The sequence below is a fragment of the Nocardia sp. NPDC058480 genome (assembly GCF_042720495.1).
GTDB lineage: Bacteria > Actinomycetota > Actinomycetes > Mycobacteriales > Mycobacteriaceae > Nocardia.
In genome coordinates this window covers 1-15,954 of the sequence record NZ_JBHXMN010000024.1, presented here as the reverse complement: position 1 = coordinate 15,954, position 15,954 = coordinate 1, and the positions used below count along the sequence as shown (strand labels likewise).

The window sequence follows — 15,954 nt, the reverse complement described above, 5'->3', positions numbered from 1 at the left end:
CCTATCCGCGCAGCGCCACGGCGAGCTCGTTCCTGGACCGGATGCCGAGCTTGAGATAGGCGCTGGACAGATGCATCTCCACCGTCCGCAACGTGACGAACAGCGACTGAGCGATCTCCTTGTTCGAACTGCCGCGTGCGGCGAGTTCGGCGACCCGGTGTTCGCGGCTGGTCAGGGCCGCGACACCGGTGCCAGCACGGCGGCGCGGACGTCCACCCGCGGCCCGGAGTTCCCCGCTCGCCCGCTCCGCCAGCCCCGCGGCGCCGCACCGGTGCGCCAGCTCCATGGCCTGCCGCAGCGGCGGGCGGGCGACCGTTGTCCGGCCGGATCGGCGCAGGGCGCTGCCGTAGTCGAGCAGGGCCTCGGCCCGCCACACCAGGGAGGGTGAGTCGGCGAGGATCTCGACGGCGCGGTGCAGCAGGTCGAGGCCCTCGGCGCCGTGGCGAAGGAGCCCGGACACCCGTAGCGCGCCGCCGATCGCGCGCCGCGACTGCGCGGCGGTGGCCGCGGCGAGTGCGGCGTCGGCCAGTTCCCGTGCGCCGGGATCGTCACCGAGCGCGGCCAGTACCGGGACGAGGGCGATGCGGGTGTCGTGGTCCCCGGGCAGCAGTCCACGTGTCGCGGTCAGCCGGTGTAGTGCGTCGACGAGATCGTTGTGCGCGGAAGCGAATTCGCCCCGCGCGGCGCGTAGGCGGCCCCGCGCGATCCGTGAGCTGATCGCCATCGGCTCCGGGCCGAACTCGCCGTCGAGTCCGTTGCCGGTCAGCAGCGCGGCGGCCTCGTCGAGCCGGCCCTGATCGATGAGGACGTCGATCAGGGGGAAGACCGTGTGCTGAAAGTGTGTGGGGGTCAGGCCCTGCGCGTCGACGGCGGCCCGCAGATCGGTTTCGGCACCGCGCAGGTCACCGCTGCGATGACGGGTGAGCCCACGCAACCACAGCACCCGCGCTGTCCACTGCGGTGAGCCGGTGCGGGCGGCATGACGAGCGGCCCGGGTGAGTAGATCCTCGGCGATGCCGTAGCGCTCGGCCGCGACCAGACAGATCGTGATGTTGGTGCGCCACAACGGATGTCCGCCGTGACTGGTCATCGCCGGATGCGCCGCCGATTGCTCGGCCAGGTCACCCGCCTCGGCCACCGGCCCGCCCGTGGCCAGTGCGCGCCGCGCCACGAACGACAACAGCAGGCATTCGGCCGCCGAGTGGGCCGGTAGCGTGCCGAAGCGGACCGCTTCGGCCTCGAAGCTGGTCGGCAGGCTCGGATTAGCCAGCAAGGCACCGAGTTTGGCGGCTTCCAGGTGCAGAGCGAGCTCGCGATCGTGGTCACCGACATCGACGGCCGCGCGTTCGTAGAGGGCGATCTGGTCACGCTGACACACCGGATCGGCGTGGGTGGTCCAGGCCAACGCGATGACGGCGCGGGCCCGGTCGACCGGGTCGACCGCGGTCTCCCCTGCCAGACGCAGGTGCAGGGAGGCGTCGCGCGCGCCGATCTCGTGTTCGGCGGTGCCGAGTTCGAACAGCAACTGTGGGTGGTCCATGGCGGCGGGTGGTTCGTCGAGCGCGCGGCGCAGCAGGGTGGCGGCGGTGTCCGGTGCGCCCGCCGCGGCGGCCCGCTGGGCGGCTTCCCTCAGGAGCGTCACCACATGCTGATCACCGGACGGGCTACTGACCAGTAGATGCGCGGCGACGGCCGTGGGGTCGGCGCCCTGCGCGGCCAGCACATCGGCCGCGCGTGCATGCAGGGCAGCGCGTTCGGTACCGGGGATATCACCGTAGACGGCTGCGCGCACGACCGGATGCACGAACCGCAACGGTTCGCCGCGCTCGAGCACTGCGACAGCGGCCAGCGCGTCGGCCAGCACACCTGCCGCGGTCGGGTCGAGCCCGACGAGCCGCGCGCAGTCCTCGACACGGGCGCTGTCGCCGAGCACGGCGACGGCCCGCGCGAATCCCGGTGCCGCCGCATCGATCCGGCTCACCCGGGCCAGCACCGCGGCAGCGACACGTCGGGGCGCCAGTCTCGCCACCGTCGACGGATCGACCGCACCGGCGTCGTCGCGCCGATGCAGCGCGCCGAGCAACTCGGTGAGCAGGAACGGATTGCCCCCGGATGCCGCGAGGCACGCCCGCGCCAGGCGTGGCTGATCCTGCGCGCCGAGCCGGTCCCGCAGCAGCGTCGCGACAGCGGGCAGCGACATCGGCCGCGGACGCAGCACCGACGGCCGCGCTTCGAGTAGGAACTCCTCAACATCGCGGCGGTGGCGCTCACCCCCTGTGCCCGCGGTCACCGCGATGAGCGCGGGCAACCCGTCCAGACGCAATGTCAGATGCCGCAGGAATCGCAGGGAAGGCTCATCGATCCAGCCGAGGTCGTCGATGGTGATCAGTACCGGCGATCGTTCGGCGATGTTGGCCACCAGCCAGTACAGGCCGTGCAAGGTCGCGAAGGCGATGTCACCGCCTGCGGTGTGGTCCACCGAGGTGAACACCGCCTCGGCCAGGCTCGCCGCACCGGAGAGCAACCGGGCACGTTCGCGTGGTTCGGCGCGGGAGAGTCCGGCCTCGAGCAGTTGACGGACCACACCGAATCCGAACCCGCGCTCGAGCTCGCCGCCGCGCGCCGAACGCACGTCCCACCCCTTGACCTGCGCGCGCCTGCGCAGCTCGTCGAGCACGGTCGTCTTGCCGATACCCGCCGGTCCCTCGAGGAGCACGACGTGCCCCGCACCGGCACCGGCCTCGTCCAGACACGACTCCAGCCAGGACAGTTCATCGATCCGGTCGACGAGAACGGGCGCACGGAAGAACGATTCAGCAGTCACTTCGGCGCCACCCCTGTCGCGAGCCGGTGAACACTACGATGACAGGTGATCGCCGGGTAGAGGCCGCTTTTTCGACACTATATGGTCGGCGCTCCTCCCCGGAAGAACGTTCGGGACGAAGTCGTCGGCGACCACTCGCACGGCCAACTATTGCGGAACCGCAGCGGCATGAGGCCGTCGCGGTGGCCGAGCATATGCGTACGTCCACCGATGAGTTCCCGCCACCGGCGCCGTCAATATGGGCATGAGGACACACCAGCTCGAAACCCCCGGCGCCACACTCACCTACGACGTCCACGGAGCACTCCCCACCGCCGACGGGCGGCCGCCGCTGCTCATGATCGGTCTGCCGATGGATACCACCGGTTTCACCGCACTCGCCGCGCATTTCCCCGACCGCACGGTCATCACCTACGACCCACGCGGACTCGGCCGCAGCGTCCGCACCGACGGCCAGGTCGACAACGTCCCCGCCGTCCACGCCGACGATGTGCACGCCGTCATCGAGGCCATCGACTCCGGCCCGGTCGAGATCTTCGCCAGCAGCGGCGGGGCCATCGTCGCGCTCGCGCTCGTGACCGCTCACCCCGATGACGTGACCACATTGGTGGCCCATGAACCGCCGCTGTTGTCCGTTCTCCCCGATGCCGCGGCCGCAGAACGCGCGGCGGACGGATATCGCGCCGCCTACGCGGCGAACGGATTCGGCGCGGGAATGGCAGCCTTCATCGCGATGACATCCTGGCAGGGCGAATTCACCGACGATTATTTCGCCGCACCCGCCGCCGATCCCGCGCAGTTCGGCCTGCCGGCCCAGGACGACAGCTCTCGCGACGACCCGCTGCTGTCACAGCGTTCCCGGCCGGTCGTCGGCTACCGACCCGACATCGCGGCTCTCACCGCGGCCCCGACCCGGATCGTCATCGGCTACGGCGAGGAGTCGACGGACACGGTCACCGCCCGCACCTCGCTGGCGGTCGCCGAACGACTCGGCCACAAGCCGGTTCTCTTCCCCAGCCATCACGGCGGCTTCACCGGCCCGGAGTCCGGATACCCCGGCCAGCCAGAGGCTTTCGCCATTATCCTGCACGAAGTTCTCGACGGGATCAGCTGATCGAATGCGCCTGAAGTCGAGGCGTCGAGTGATGTCCAACAGGTCGTCGTGCTTATCGATGGGAGCACAGCCCCGAAGCCTGGTGGGCGGCAGGCCGTCATCTGACCGCCGAGCACCTGCGCGCCGCCTTCGGGCCAGTTGCCGTCCACTCGAAACAGCAGTTCGAGGCAGTGACAGGGACCGAACGGGTTGCTCGGGTGCAAGTCATGAACTCGATAGCGGTAGACGTCGGCGTCGTGGGTGGCGAGCAGATCCGCGAGTTCGGCGGTGCCGTCCTCGAATGCCTTGCGTCCGATCAATTGCTGGATTTCGGACGCGATCCGTGGACCGAACGGCAGTCGGCGGATCCGGGAGAACACCGAATGCGGGCCACCGTAGAACGCGCCCATCTCGTCGGCCGTTGCCCCGATGATCACCTGCAGGTCGCCGGCTCGCCGCACGACCTCGCGACGCCACAGGGATTCGTCCGGCAGCGGATCGACATCGGCGATCGGCGTGAACGGCGGCGCGGAGTTCAGCCCGCCCGGACCAGCCAGCGCGCGCACGGCCGCGCCCTGCGCGGCCAGTTGGCCGAGCGCAGGATCCGCTTGTCGTTTCGCAAGACAACGACCCGCGCCTGAGCTGCTGTGTGAGCACTCCGGCCGTCGCCGCCCTCGATCACGGGCGCGTCGGTGAGCCAGCCGTGCAGGTCGGGGCCGTCGGGGGTGTCGAGATCGTCCAGGCGCCGGACGCGACTCCGATCATGTGATGGGAAAGTCGAAGTAGACATCGGGATAGGGCTCGTTTCTTAGCGTGTAGTGCCACCATTCGCAGTCGTACCGATCGAATCCGCAGCCCTCCATGATGGAACGGAGATGCTCGCGGCTTTTGTCCTCGGTTGGGGTGATTCCTCGGGCTCGATGACCCGACATCGGATCCATGAGGTCGTGGTCGCCACCCATGGAAGCCAGCTCACCGGTGGCGAGGTGATAGAGCGTCAGGTCCACGGTGCTGCCCCGGCTGTGGCCCGACTTCGCAGCCACGTATCCGTGCTTGACCATGTCCACCCGGGAGATGTTCGGGTAGTGCCGCGGTTTGGTCCGGCCATCTTCTGGCTGCTCGGACCAGCGGAGGAAGCAGTCGACGGCGCGTTGGGGGCGATACCCGTCCCAGAGCAGCAGCCCGAATCCAAGGGAGGCTGCCTTCTCGCTTACTTGCTCCAGAGCCGCGCAGAGGGACCGGGTGCCGACGATGCGATTCGCGAGATAGCCGTCGACCGGTTTGCCGGTGAAGTTGTCCCACGTGGCGTATTTGGCGTCCCAGCGGATCCCGGGCACGAGCGCGTCGACGTAGGCGAAGTCGTCGTTCATCGCTTCTTTCCCTGCAGCGTCATCGAGAGGAGCCGGTCGATCACGTCGGCGAGCGGCAGTCCCGCGGCGGCCATCATCCGCGGGTAGCGGCTGTACGACGTCATGCCGGGCATGGTGTTGACCTCGTTGAGCACCACTCGTCCGTCGTCGGTGAGGAACATGTCCACGCGGGCAAGTCCCTTGCAGCCCAGGGCGCGGTAGATGGCCTTGGCGGTCTCGTGGACGAGCAGGCGCGCTTCATCGGAGATGTCGGCGGGAACGACGAACGTCGAATTCTCCGATCCCGTCTCCGGTGAGTCCTCCTGGTGGATCCGGAAGAATCCGTGCGAGAGGTCGACGCGGTCCACCTCGCCCGTGATCAGGCCGAAGCGCTCCCCCATGACCGCGCAGCCGATCTCGCTGCCGGTGACGGCCTCCTCGACAAGGACTTTCGAGTCGAACTGGCGCGCTGCGCTCAGCGCCTTCGGTAGCTCGCCTTCTCGGGTGACCTTGCTGACGCCGAACGATGAACCCGAACGGGCCGGCTTGACGAAGACGGGATACGGAAGATGAGCGGCGTCGACCGTCTCGTTCTCCGCGACGACCCAGAAGCTCGGCGTGGCGATCCCGGCGCTGTGGGCGATGGCGTACGCCAAGGACTTGTCCATGCACACGGCGGAGCCCTGGATGTCGCAGCCGACGTAGGGGATGCCAGAGAGCTCCAACAGGCCTTGGATTGCGCCGTCTTCGCCGAGTGTGCCGTGAAGTACGGGGAAGACGAGGTCGAGGCGGATGGCGTCGTAGCTCCCCTGCTCCCTGACCAGCAGGCCGTGCACACTCCGATCGGGCGAAAGCATGGCCGGACGGGCGTTACGATTCTCCCAATCCGCGTCGGGGCCGTCACAGAGCTTCCACTCGCCGCCGGTGGTGATGCCGATCCAGAACGGTTCGTACTTCTCGGTGTCGAGATTCCTTGCCACCTCTCGCGCCGACTTGATGGAGACGAGATGTTCTTCGGAAGTCCCTCCGAAGATGACCCCGACCTTTGGTCTGCTCATGCTGTTTTCCCGCTTTCGAAGTTCAGGCAGTTGATAAGGCTGTTTTCGACGGTGTCGTTCAGGGCGTGGTCTGTGTAGTACGCAGAGTGCGGACTGATCAGTACGTTCGGCAGGCGCTGCAGCCGCACCAGAGCTTCGTTCTCGATCACCGTGTTTCGGCAGTCGGCGTAGAAGATCCCTTCCTCGCCTTCGAGGACATCCAGCGCCGCGCCGCCCAACCGACCGCTCTCCAGTGCGGACAGGAGAGCCGCCGTATCGAGCAGCGGTCCGCGCCCCGTATTGACGACGTACGCGCCGCGCTTCATCTGCTCGATGCGGTGGCGATCGAGGAGATGGTGGGTGTCCGCGGTGAGTGGGGTGTGCAGAGTGACAATGTCGCTCTGCCTCAGCAGTTCATCGAGCGGAACGTAGTCGGCGCCGGCGTGCGGCCGGCTGTCATGTGCCAGGACGCGGCAGCCGAAGCCCCGCAACCGGTCGATGACCGCTGTGCCGATGCGTCCCGTCCCGATCACCCCGACGGTCAGGTCGCGCAGTTCCTTGCCACGCATGTCGCTGAGCCGGTAGTCATGCATGTCGGTGCGACGGAAACCGGATTTCGCGTGGCGCACGGCCATCAGCATCAACATCAACGTGTAGTCGGCCACACTGTCCGGTGAGTACGCGACGTTGCCGACCGAGATGCCGACGCGCTCTGCGTACGTCAGGTCGAGGTGGTTGTAGCCGATGCTCCTGGTGGAGATGTACTCCACACCGGCTCGGCTCAGCGCCAGCAGCGTGGAATCGGTGATCTGGGTCTTGTGACTCACGCTGATGCATCGGCTGCCACGTGCCAGCTCAGCGTTGGTCTCACAGACGGCTGCCTCGGTGATCGTGAGCAGCACTCCGAGGCAGGCTCCCACCTTTCGGAACAGGGCGGCTTCCTCCTCGCCGCACCCGAAGACCGTGGCACCTATCGTTGGAACGGTCGACGCGGACCGCTCGGCCATTGCTCGGGCGCGACGGTCCGCGATCGCATCGCTGTAGATCGAATTCAGTTCGCGGTAGGCCATGCGTCCAGTCAAGACAGCGTGGTGTTGCCATAACGTATGAGTTTTCCGATACACGGACGATATGCCGCTGAGTCAGGTCAGCGCGGCGGCGGCTCTGAATGCGATGCTGCGCCATAGGCGGCGGCACAGCGCGCCACCAACGGCCCAGATCAACTCCTTGCCGCAGGATTACATACCTGCCGCACACGAAGTACCCCGTTCAGCATCAAATTCGCTGTCGGTGGTTTCCGGCCTGACGCCAGAAAATCGCGGATGCGGCTAAGAGTTGCCTGTTGCGGATCCGGCACGACCAACATCCGTGCGCTCGCCCAGCGTTGCGACGAAGGAATCGGCGGTGCGACCTTGCCCATATGCCCCCTCGATCTGGTTGCATGGTCGAGGGCCTGGTTGACTCGATGCGACGCTGCGGCAACGTAATCCGATATCGTCACCGGCCCGGCGTGGCACGCTGGACTTGAAGGGATCGGAACATGTCGATGGGGTGGGACCAGGCAATCGTGCGTGACGGTAGGCAGATACGTCCGATCGGGATGCTGGGAGCATGGGCGATCACCCTGGTCGCCGGGGCTGTGGTGATGATGTTCGTCAGTGCGATCGCCGACTGGATACTGCTGGCGGACTTCGAGAGAAGCTGGAGACAGCCGACAGGGACACGCACGCAGTGGCAGTCCTACACCTGGGCCGGAATCATCTCGGCCATCCTGCAACTCGGCGCAGGAGTCACCGTCATCACGTGGTTGTGGCGGGCGCGCCGCAATGCCGAAGCGCTGTGCACCGCACGCCATCGGCGTTCCATGGGCTGGGTGATCGGCGGCTGGTTCTGTCCCGTGGTCAATGTTTGGTTTCCGCACACGATTATGTCCGATGTGTGGCGAGCGAGTGACCCGCGTACACCGCCGGACGCGCAGGATCTGCGCGGCCGTCGCGCCGGCGGATGGGTCACCGCGTGGTGGTTGTTCTTGCTACTCGGGTGGGTACTCGGGTTCGTCGCATTGGTTTTGAGCCTCCCCGCGGTGCGGACGGAAAGGGCCGGTGACTACCTCATCTACGGGTACGCACCGGTGGGCGGATTCGGGCTGATAGCAGTGGAATTGATCCGGGCAGGTGTGCTCGCGGTCGCGGCATTCTGCCTGGGAGCAGTGATCATCCAGGTGCAACGCTGGCAGCAGGCTCGGGCGGCTCAGCAACTGAATGCGCTGGGGGGCGAACGAGGGCAAACGATTCACGACACGGAAAGACCACAGCCGCCGACTTCTCTGCCGACCGGTGCCTCAGCTGGCGCATCCCTGATCGGGCCTGCCACGCAGTCCGGCCCACGCACGCTGCCGTTGCGGGCTTCCGATCCGTCGGCGATCGGTCCGTACGCGTTGATCGGCCGACTCGGTTCGGACGCACGCGGCGATACCTATTTGGCTTGTGCCCCCGGCGCGGAGAATGTCGTCGTCCACACGGTGCACTCGGACCGCGGAACCGGTATCAGCGACCGAAGCGAGCTCGCACAGATTTTCGCGGCCGCACGAGCCGTGCACAGCGACTTCACACCGGCGGTCCTGGACGCGGACCCGGAGGCTCCGCAGCCGTGGGCAGCAACCGAATACATCACCGGCCCCTCGCTGCGCGAGCTGGTGACCGAATACGGGCCGCTGCCACTACCGGCGGTCGAGAGCATCGGCATCGGTATCGCGCACGCCTTGATCGCCATCCACGGTGCGGGTCTGGTGCACGGCACCATCACCCCCGAGTCGGTGATCATCACCGAAACCGGCCTTCGGGTCATCGATTTCAGTCTTCCCAGGACCCATTCCACACCGTCGGCGTTCACGTCGCCGGAACAACTCACCGGCGAACCGGGCGGACCCGCCTCGGATGTGTTCTCCCTGGGCGCCCTGCTCTCCTCCGCACTGACGGGGCGTCCCCCATTCGGCGACGCCAACGCTGCGACGCTCCTGCATCGCGTGACTACCCAGCCACCGGACCTCACCGGCATACCCGAAACCAGACTCCGCTTCGTCATCGCGGGCTGCCTCGCGCGACATCCTGACGCCCGGCTCACGACCACACAGATACTCCGGCAGCTCGAAGCTCCATCGACGGACGGACCAGCACTGGCCCCGTCGTTCGACGTGTCCGCCGTACGGCCCACCGAGAGGGTCGGCGTCCTACCGAACTCGCCCGGCCCGAGTTCGGGGCCCGCTTCGCTGGGCCGCAGAACCATGCTCAGCAAAGGGCTGATCGGGTTCGGCTTGCTCGGCACCGGCGCCCTCGTCGGCGGCGGCTACGCCGCGGTCAAGCTGGTGGCGAGCGAAGAGGAAGCGCCGAAAACCCAGCCCGAACCACAACCCGGCCAAATCCTGTGGCAAGCCAAGATCCGTCCCCACATCAATAGAGACGGATCGCCACCGGTAGTCGCCAACGGACGCGTCTTCGTGTGCGGCCAGGACAACCGACTGCACGCACTCGACGCAGCAACCGGTGCGGTGCTGTGGAGCGTCGAGATCGGCAGCAAGCTCGCCGACGGCGAGGTGCAGGTCCTCGTCGTCGCGGATGGCACCGTGATCGTCAACGGCGACAACTCACTGATCGGATTCGACGCGACCACCGGAGCGCGGCGATGGGCGACCGGAGGGCGGCCATGGGAGGCAGGAGCCGTCAATGGCACCTACAACCTGTGCGCAACAAACGACCCGCCCTATGTCTATGCAGAGGGGCCGCTGCCTGTCTTCGACGTTGTTGCACTCGATGCCGAGAGCGGTACCCCACGCTGGTCGACCCCAACTGACAGTGGAAGTCGCGGCAACCTGTACATCACTGCGGGGAACGGTGTCATCGCAGCCGTCCAAGGCGATTCGCTTTTCGTCCTGGATTCCGTCACTGGCGCGATACGGTGGCGGGCCGCCGTGGGTGAACTGAGCGACTACGACCCGCTCTTCCGACCCTGCATCACCGCCGACACCGTGGTGGTTGCCAAGTTGAAGCAGCCGCAGATCCAGGTCTTCGACCTCGCCTCCGGCGAACCGCTGTGGACTCTCGGCACACCCGGTGAATTCCGCACCAACCGCGGTCGATACGCCGTCCCTGATGGGGATGCGATCGTCGTGGGCGGCGAACCGGAAGAATATGGTGGTGGCGGAGCGCCGAGCACACCGCTGGAATCATTCGACCGCAGAACCGGCAGGAAGCGATGGTCGCGTGTTGGTGGCAAGGGGCACTTGGGGGCGCCGTGCGTTGCCGACGGAACCGTGTTCGCGGTGTGGGAGTCCGAAGTCCACGCATTCGACGCGGCCACCGGCACACTCCGATGGGAATGCAAAATCGGTACCGCTGTAGACGAAGGCCAGTGGGAACGCGACCCCGCCGCAGCACGCAGTTCGATCTCGGTCGCCAACAAGAGGGCGTATGTGTACGGCGGGTACGGCGTGTACGCGATCCGGGTATGAGACGACATCACCCCACTTCCGTCAGTTCGGCATGACGAAGAAGTCGGCCGGCCGAATCTGCCCGGTCCCCCTTGCCGATGCGCACCACGGCAATTGGTGCCGCTGCGGGCCAGTTCGCCGCTTCGATGGGGCCAGTGCTACAACGGCATGCGATGGTGTTTTCTTGGGGCATGCCGGACGTCCTTGTCTCTCAGTATCCGCAGAGCTTTCCGAATTTCGAGCCGGGTCTGGGCCGGTTCGATGACCGCATCGACGTATCCGCGTTCGGCAGCAATCCATGGAGTGGATACGGTCGCGTTGTAGAAATCGACAAGCTGCTGTCGTACGGTCGCCCGTCCTTCGTCTGGCATCAGGCGGCTTTGATCGAGCAGCAACGCGTGGCTACCCGTGCCCGCCTGACCGCAGCACTTCCCTACGCGGCGTTCCGGATCCTCGCCGGCGACCTCGACACGACGAACCCGATCCCTGCCACGCACCTTGCCGATGGTGCGGGTGAGCCGGATACCTAGACCGAGATCTACGCTGATGCCCACCAGTGGGCGGTCAATGTCGCGGTCGACGACGACACCGAAAGATCGCCGCGGCGGCGACGGGGGCGCGCGGGTGATCATGCTCGCGCTCGTACTCGGCGCGCACGAATCCCAGATCGAAAAGAACTCCTGGCGCAGTGCCCCTTCCGAGGGCGCCCGGTACCTGAATTTTCTCGCAGAGCTCGGCGCGACGAAAGACTTCGCGCTCGTCGACGTCGAACGTGCCATCACCGGCGAGATCGACGACAACAACGTCAATCTCGACAGCCCGGCCGTCGCAGTGGTCGATGACGAATCGGTCGAACCCCTCGCGGCCTGACACCGGAAACGAACCGTGGAGCAACAGGTAGATGGTGTCCCGGTCCGACGGGATTGGACCGGGACACCATCTACCGTCGCGACATTCCTACACCCGCGCTTGCCGCCACTCGCTCTGACACCTGACAGTGGAAGATGTTGCGGCTCAGTGATTTTCATCGCCCCAAAGAGGCTGACCGTGAGTGTCCGACAGCGCCGATCCACCGTGACACCGGCTGCGAATGACTGATGCTCGGTCGTTGACTGCGCAGCGACCGAGTGATGACCGGTCGACGTTGCCACAGCGAAGCGGAGGCGCCTCGTGCCACGTCGACCCCGCAACCCGATCCGATCGCGGTCAGTCAGGCAGATTGCGGATCGGCACCGCACGCTCGATACCGGCGGCCTCGAGATCGACCAGCGTGAACACCACTTGCGCGCGCTCGCCCAGCAACCCGGTCAGCAACAGGTCCAGCAACGCCCGATGCTGGGACCGCGACGCTTCCACGGTCGTGCGCAGTTCCAGCACCATCGACCGATGTGCTTCGCCGATACCCAGATCATCGAGCGCCCCGATCAGCGCCCCCGCTTCGAGATAGCCGTCCCACGGGGAACCGGTGCGCAGCAACGACTTCGCGGAATTGAGTACCAGGCCATGCACGTACCGTGCCGGACTCCAGCCGAGGGCTTTACGAGACGTAGGCAGATCGAGTTCGAACAACCCACAGAGTCCCTCGAAGTAGGCGCGACGCTCCTCGGCCATCGGTCGCTGGACTTCTTCATCGGCGACCGCATCGACATACGAATCTCGCAGCTCGGTCAACCCGAAACGGGTCGGGGGATTCGGAACCAAACTCGCGTAGTCGTCATCCAGCAACATGCGGCCATTGTCGCTACGTCCCTTCGATTTCAGCAAGCGAATCAGGTTTGGGTCAAAGCCCTCAACCGCCTCTGGAACCTTGCTCCTGTCTTCAGCGTGACTGCGCCATCACCACACGATTCCTGCTCGGTCTTCGCCGATCCCCCGTTCGACACGACCGACGCCGCCCTGGCAACGGCTGTGCTTCGTCCATGCGCGTACCCAGGCGCAGGAAGACCGCGGAACCGATACACGCCGAGCCGCCCTGCGGAGGCGCATCGAGCAGGCTCAAACCCGTATCGGACGCCGCCTCGCCGCTATCGAGGCCGGCGTCGACCCACAAGCCGTCGTCGACGCACTGAACTCGGCCCAAGCAGACAAAGCCGCCGCACAGGTCGAACTGAACAATCTATCCAAGGAGGAAAAGTTCACCGAGACCGAGTTCCGCCAGCTCATCGGATCACTGGGAGACATTCGCTTGATCCTCGCGGGAGGCGCCCCTGAACACAAGCAAGAGCTCTACAACGCGATAGAGCTCCAGGTCCGCTATGCGCACCTGGAGCGTCAAACTACTATTACGGCATCGCCTGACGCAGGCTCGTCGCTCGGGGTTGCTGCTTGGGATTCTGCGATCCGTGGATCGTCGAACGCTGATGAGGCCTGACCATCGGCCGATAGGGCAATAGCACGTCGTCGCAGGGTGAGTCGGTGCCTCTCCGCGGATCGAGGGAGAGGTGGGTTCGCTGTTATCGGCGGCGTTTCTTCAGTTCCGCCACCCGCCGATTGGTCGGCCGTTGCCGGAGCTGCCGCCTCCCCACAAGATGCCGACGAGCAGCTGCTTTTGCGGATTCGAGCTCAACATGCTGTGCACTGTCCGCATCAACTCGATACCATTCGCGCAGTCGAGCCGATATCCGACTGCTCTGATCCCAGCCCTGGCGCGTAACGCCTCCTCGACCTGCTCGGCGCTCGACACGACTTCATCGAGGTAGTCGCCGCTCCACAGCAATGCCTTACGGTCATCCGGTACCTCGGAGAATTCTGATGCGCTGACCGTTGCCAATTCGAAGACTTCGCTCGCGACCTGCTCCGGCGTCCGACCCAGCAATTCCCACACGATGTCGATCAACCCGAGCGCAGGGGAGAAACCCAAAAGGGAAGCGTCCTCCCGAATTATGTGGTCACCATCGACACGATGCACCGTGATCGGCTGCGCGGTCGCGATTGTCACCTCGTCGATGCGACGTATTTCCTCCCCCACCGTCCGCAGCAGGCCACCGCCACCCTCGCGAACGAGCCGATGCCCGATAGCCCTGATCTCCGCCCACGGACGAATCCAATCCTCGATCGGATCCCCTGCGGACAAGCACATATCGAGGTAGGCGCCGTCCAGGCACAGCCTCCTCTGATCTTTGGTCAGATCATCGTGAGGCCCCGCGAGCTCCACCAGCCGCCCCGCGACCTGCTCTCGGGGCACATCCCTCCCCACGGCTTGCATGTCCGATGACTGTGCTGTAGCTATCGTTCCCGAAAGTCCTTCGACCTCAGAGGTTCTGCGTGACCCTGGTGGCCGCACATCCTGTCTCATCCGAAGAGCGGGACGTGGCCTAGCGCCACCGGTGCTCCGACTGTTCGGACCCACGAAATCCAGGCAAGGACGACCACGGCCACGAGGCACACACCGAGAACAACAATGAAGACGATAAGGCGTGCGTTCGTGAACATCGGCTCGTCACCACCCTCGACAAGAACCACAGATCGACGCGTGTATCGACGCACGCGTGGCTGAATCATCGCACGGCCCAACGAGAACCGCTCGGAATCCCGCTGAACCCCGAATCCTCGCAGGCTGAATCGGTGACCCTCACCGGTGCTCTCGACACACGGTCCGCAAACAGGGCGCTACTCAGCGGTGGTGACCGCCGCACGCCAGACAATGCCGGTTGATGTGCTGCGTCCGAGCAGTTTCGGCTGGAGGGATCCCGCAGAGTGGTAACTCCATCGCCAAAGTTCGCAGCGTTGGCTACCTTCAGCTCCATGATCTATCCAGGCGGGGATTCGGCCTCGCGAGTGGCGCAACTGGCGGACATCGCGCACGAAAACTGGATGCAGGACTGGCCGATCGAGGTGTCCGATCCGGTGCGGCTCGATCAATTCGTTTGCCTGCTACTCGCGAATAAGACCGACTGGGAGCTGAGTTTCTGGTTGCTGGATCTGGTCCTCCAGTCGGCCGAGGACGATCTGCTCATCACGTCGGCACAGGATGATCAGTCGGAACGAACCGAACTGTTGGTAGAGGCTCTGGTTGCGGTTTGGGAAGCCACGCAAGCACCAGGAATCGCGCAGAGGCTCGAGTACTGGGCGTGTCTGGAGGCCTCGGCTCCCGATGAGATGTTCCTTGTGAGCCCGTTGGTACGGGAAGTACGTCGTAGGTCGGTACACCGCATCGACAACACATAATCGGCAGTTGAGTGCGTTCGTCAGCTGGGACCGCGGCCGTCGGGATCGCGCGGGTCGCGGCAGAAGAGGATGTCTAGAGGCAGTGTCGACGCACCGGATCTAGCCCGAGCTACGGGGCTACCGCCCGTCGAGGTCAACAGGCCGTTGATGGCCGCACTCACGCTCAATTCCGTCCCGATCCCGCATGGTGCTGTCCACCATCACACCGACCATGATGCCGCCCTTGAGCCACGAGACCTCGAATGGCGGATCATTATTCGCCTGCGCGAAGGAGGCGCGGTCGTCGGATTCGATGATGAAGACATCTCCCGGTCGCATCCAGTAATCCCGGCCCCACGGTTCGAGCCAGACCGTGAGTATTTTCTCTGCGAAAGGTTCGACAGCGTTAGCTTGGGCACCGCGGCAGACTATGCGATTTGTCTGTGAGAAGGCGGGCCTGACGGCCACTCGACCACACGCGGCACTGGCCGGTTCGGTCAGTGCGGTAAGAGGATGTCTCATGTCGCAGGCCGTGGCCGCTGGCCCAGCGTGTTCTGTTGTGGTGCATGATCTTCGGTCGTGACCGACCAACTTTCGTTGCGTTTGGTGCCCGATGAGCTGTGGGAGCTCGTCGAGCCGTTGTTGTCGGCGTTCTCGCCGCGCCGCCAGGGCGGCGGAACCGCTCCCACCGATGAGCGGGCCGTGTTCACCGCCGTCGTGTACGTGTTGACCAGCGGATGTGCTTGGCGGATGTTGCCACCGGGATTCGGGGTGACCGTCCCGACCGCGCATCGGCGGTTCACTGCGTGGACCGAGGCAGGTTTATGGCGGCGCCTACAGTGCGCCGTGCTCGACGAGCTCGGCAGTGAGGGGTTGCTCGACTGGTCGCGCGTCGTGGTCGATGGTGCGTCGGTGCGAGCAAAGAGACCTCCGATATCGCTAAGAGTCAAGCGGCGACCGGTTCTGGCGTGAAACGGACGGGAATCGCGAAAGCCTTGGCTGGATCGAACAACTCGCCG

The 15,954-nt window shown here is 65.6% G+C and carries 13 protein-coding genes and 2 pseudogenes; 5 read left to right on the top strand and 10 right to left on the bottom strand.

Translation table 11 applies throughout. The features are described 5' to 3' along the window. Window position 1 precedes the first annotated feature (1 nt). The gene (locus tag ACFWO8_RS31810) at window positions 2–2,824 is read right to left on the bottom strand and encodes an AAA family ATPase (protein WP_378973222.1); all 2,823 of its coding nucleotides are present in this window, start codon (window positions 2,822–2,824) and stop codon (window positions 2–4) included. 244 nt (window positions 2,825–3,068) lie between these two features. Between ACFWO8_RS31810 and ACFWO8_RS31805 the strand changes: the two genes are divergently transcribed. Continuing rightward, window positions 3,069–3,938 (top strand): alpha/beta fold hydrolase, encoded by an 870-nt coding sequence (locus ACFWO8_RS31805; RefSeq protein WP_378973212.1) that lies wholly within the window; start codon window positions 3,069–3,071, stop codon window positions 3,936–3,938. On the opposite strand, the gene ACFWO8_RS31800 is transcribed toward ACFWO8_RS31805, so the two are convergent. The 5 genes from ACFWO8_RS31800 to vanH are packed head-to-tail and all read right to left on the bottom strand — an operon-like array spanning window position 3,845 to window position 7,310. Next, window positions 3,845–4,483: a hypothetical protein gene (locus ACFWO8_RS31800; RefSeq protein ID WP_378973200.1), complete on the bottom strand. Its 639-nt coding sequence runs from the start codon at window positions 4,481–4,483 to the stop codon at window positions 3,845–3,847. The two genes, ACFWO8_RS31805 and ACFWO8_RS31800, sit on opposite strands and share 94 nt — an antisense overlap. After that, window positions 4,453–4,707, bottom strand: coding sequence for a hypothetical protein (locus tag ACFWO8_RS31795; RefSeq protein ID WP_378973197.1), 255 nt, complete (start codon window positions 4,705–4,707; stop codon window positions 4,453–4,455). The genes ACFWO8_RS31800 and ACFWO8_RS31795 overlap by 31 nt, the downstream gene beginning before the upstream one ends. Continuing rightward, window positions 4,679–5,287 carry a D-Ala-D-Ala dipeptidase VanX gene (gene vanX, locus ACFWO8_RS31790; RefSeq protein WP_378973190.1) on the bottom strand — a complete coding sequence of 203 codons (609 nt, stop codon included), beginning with the start codon at window positions 5,285–5,287 and terminating at the stop codon, window positions 4,679–4,681. The genes ACFWO8_RS31795 and vanX overlap by 29 nt, the downstream gene beginning before the upstream one ends. After that, window positions 5,284–6,324, bottom strand: a complete 1,041-nt coding sequence (gene vanA / locus ACFWO8_RS31785; protein WP_378973183.1) for a D-alanine--(R)-lactate ligase — start codon at window positions 6,322–6,324, stop codon at window positions 5,284–5,286. The genes vanX and vanA overlap by 4 nt, the downstream gene beginning before the upstream one ends. Then, entirely contained in the window at window positions 6,321–7,310 is a 990-nt protein-coding gene (vanH, locus tag ACFWO8_RS31780; protein ID WP_378973433.1) for a D-lactate dehydrogenase VanH, read from the bottom strand. The genes vanA and vanH overlap by 4 nt, the downstream gene beginning before the upstream one ends. Window positions 7,311–7,843: 533 nt before the next feature. Between vanH and ACFWO8_RS31775 the strand changes: the two genes are divergently transcribed. Next, window positions 7,844–10,810: a PQQ-binding-like beta-propeller repeat protein gene (locus ACFWO8_RS31775; protein ID WP_378973177.1), complete on the top strand. Its 2,967-nt coding sequence runs from the start codon at window positions 7,844–7,846 to the stop codon at window positions 10,808–10,810. A gap of 137 nt (window positions 10,811–10,947) precedes the next feature. Here the strand turns inward: ACFWO8_RS31775 and ACFWO8_RS31770 are convergent. Next, a pseudogene (locus ACFWO8_RS31770) lies at window positions 10,948–11,151 on the bottom strand (carboxyl transferase domain-containing protein); the annotation flags it as partial. A 205-nt stretch (window positions 11,152–11,356) separates the two neighbouring features. Here ACFWO8_RS31770 and ACFWO8_RS31765 point away from each other — a divergent pair. Next, window positions 11,357–11,659, top strand: coding sequence for a hypothetical protein (locus tag ACFWO8_RS31765; protein WP_378973452.1), 303 nt, complete (start codon window positions 11,357–11,359; stop codon window positions 11,657–11,659). Between the two features lie 336 nt (window positions 11,660–11,995). On the opposite strand, the gene ACFWO8_RS31760 is transcribed toward ACFWO8_RS31765, so the two are convergent. Both ACFWO8_RS31760 and ACFWO8_RS31755 read right to left on the bottom strand, forming a co-directional pair. Beyond that, the gene (locus ACFWO8_RS31760; protein WP_378973170.1) at window positions 11,996–12,517 is read right to left on the bottom strand and encodes a hypothetical protein; all 522 of its coding nucleotides are present in this window, start codon (window positions 12,515–12,517) and stop codon (window positions 11,996–11,998) included. A gap of 742 nt (window positions 12,518–13,259) precedes the next feature. Beyond that, window positions 13,260–13,994: a hypothetical protein gene (locus tag ACFWO8_RS31755; RefSeq protein WP_378973165.1), complete on the bottom strand. Its 735-nt coding sequence runs from the start codon at window positions 13,992–13,994 to the stop codon at window positions 13,260–13,262. 539 nt (window positions 13,995–14,533) lie between these two features. Here ACFWO8_RS31755 and ACFWO8_RS31750 point away from each other — a divergent pair. Next, window positions 14,534–14,956 carry a hypothetical protein gene (locus ACFWO8_RS31750; protein WP_378973157.1) on the top strand — a complete coding sequence of 141 codons (423 nt, stop codon included), beginning with the start codon at window positions 14,534–14,536 and terminating at the stop codon, window positions 14,954–14,956. A gap of 117 nt (window positions 14,957–15,073) precedes the next feature. Here the strand turns inward: ACFWO8_RS31750 and ACFWO8_RS31745 are convergent, their stop codons facing one another. After that, window positions 15,074–15,274 carry a hypothetical protein gene (locus tag ACFWO8_RS31745; RefSeq protein ID WP_378973154.1) on the bottom strand — a complete coding sequence of 67 codons (201 nt, stop codon included), beginning with the start codon at window positions 15,272–15,274 and terminating at the stop codon, window positions 15,074–15,076. Between the two features lie 240 nt (window positions 15,275–15,514). Between ACFWO8_RS31745 and ACFWO8_RS31740 the strand changes: the two are divergent. After that, window positions 15,515–15,862: pseudogene (locus ACFWO8_RS31740) on the top strand (transposase); the annotation flags it as partial. Window positions 15,863–15,954: the final 92 nt, after the last annotated feature.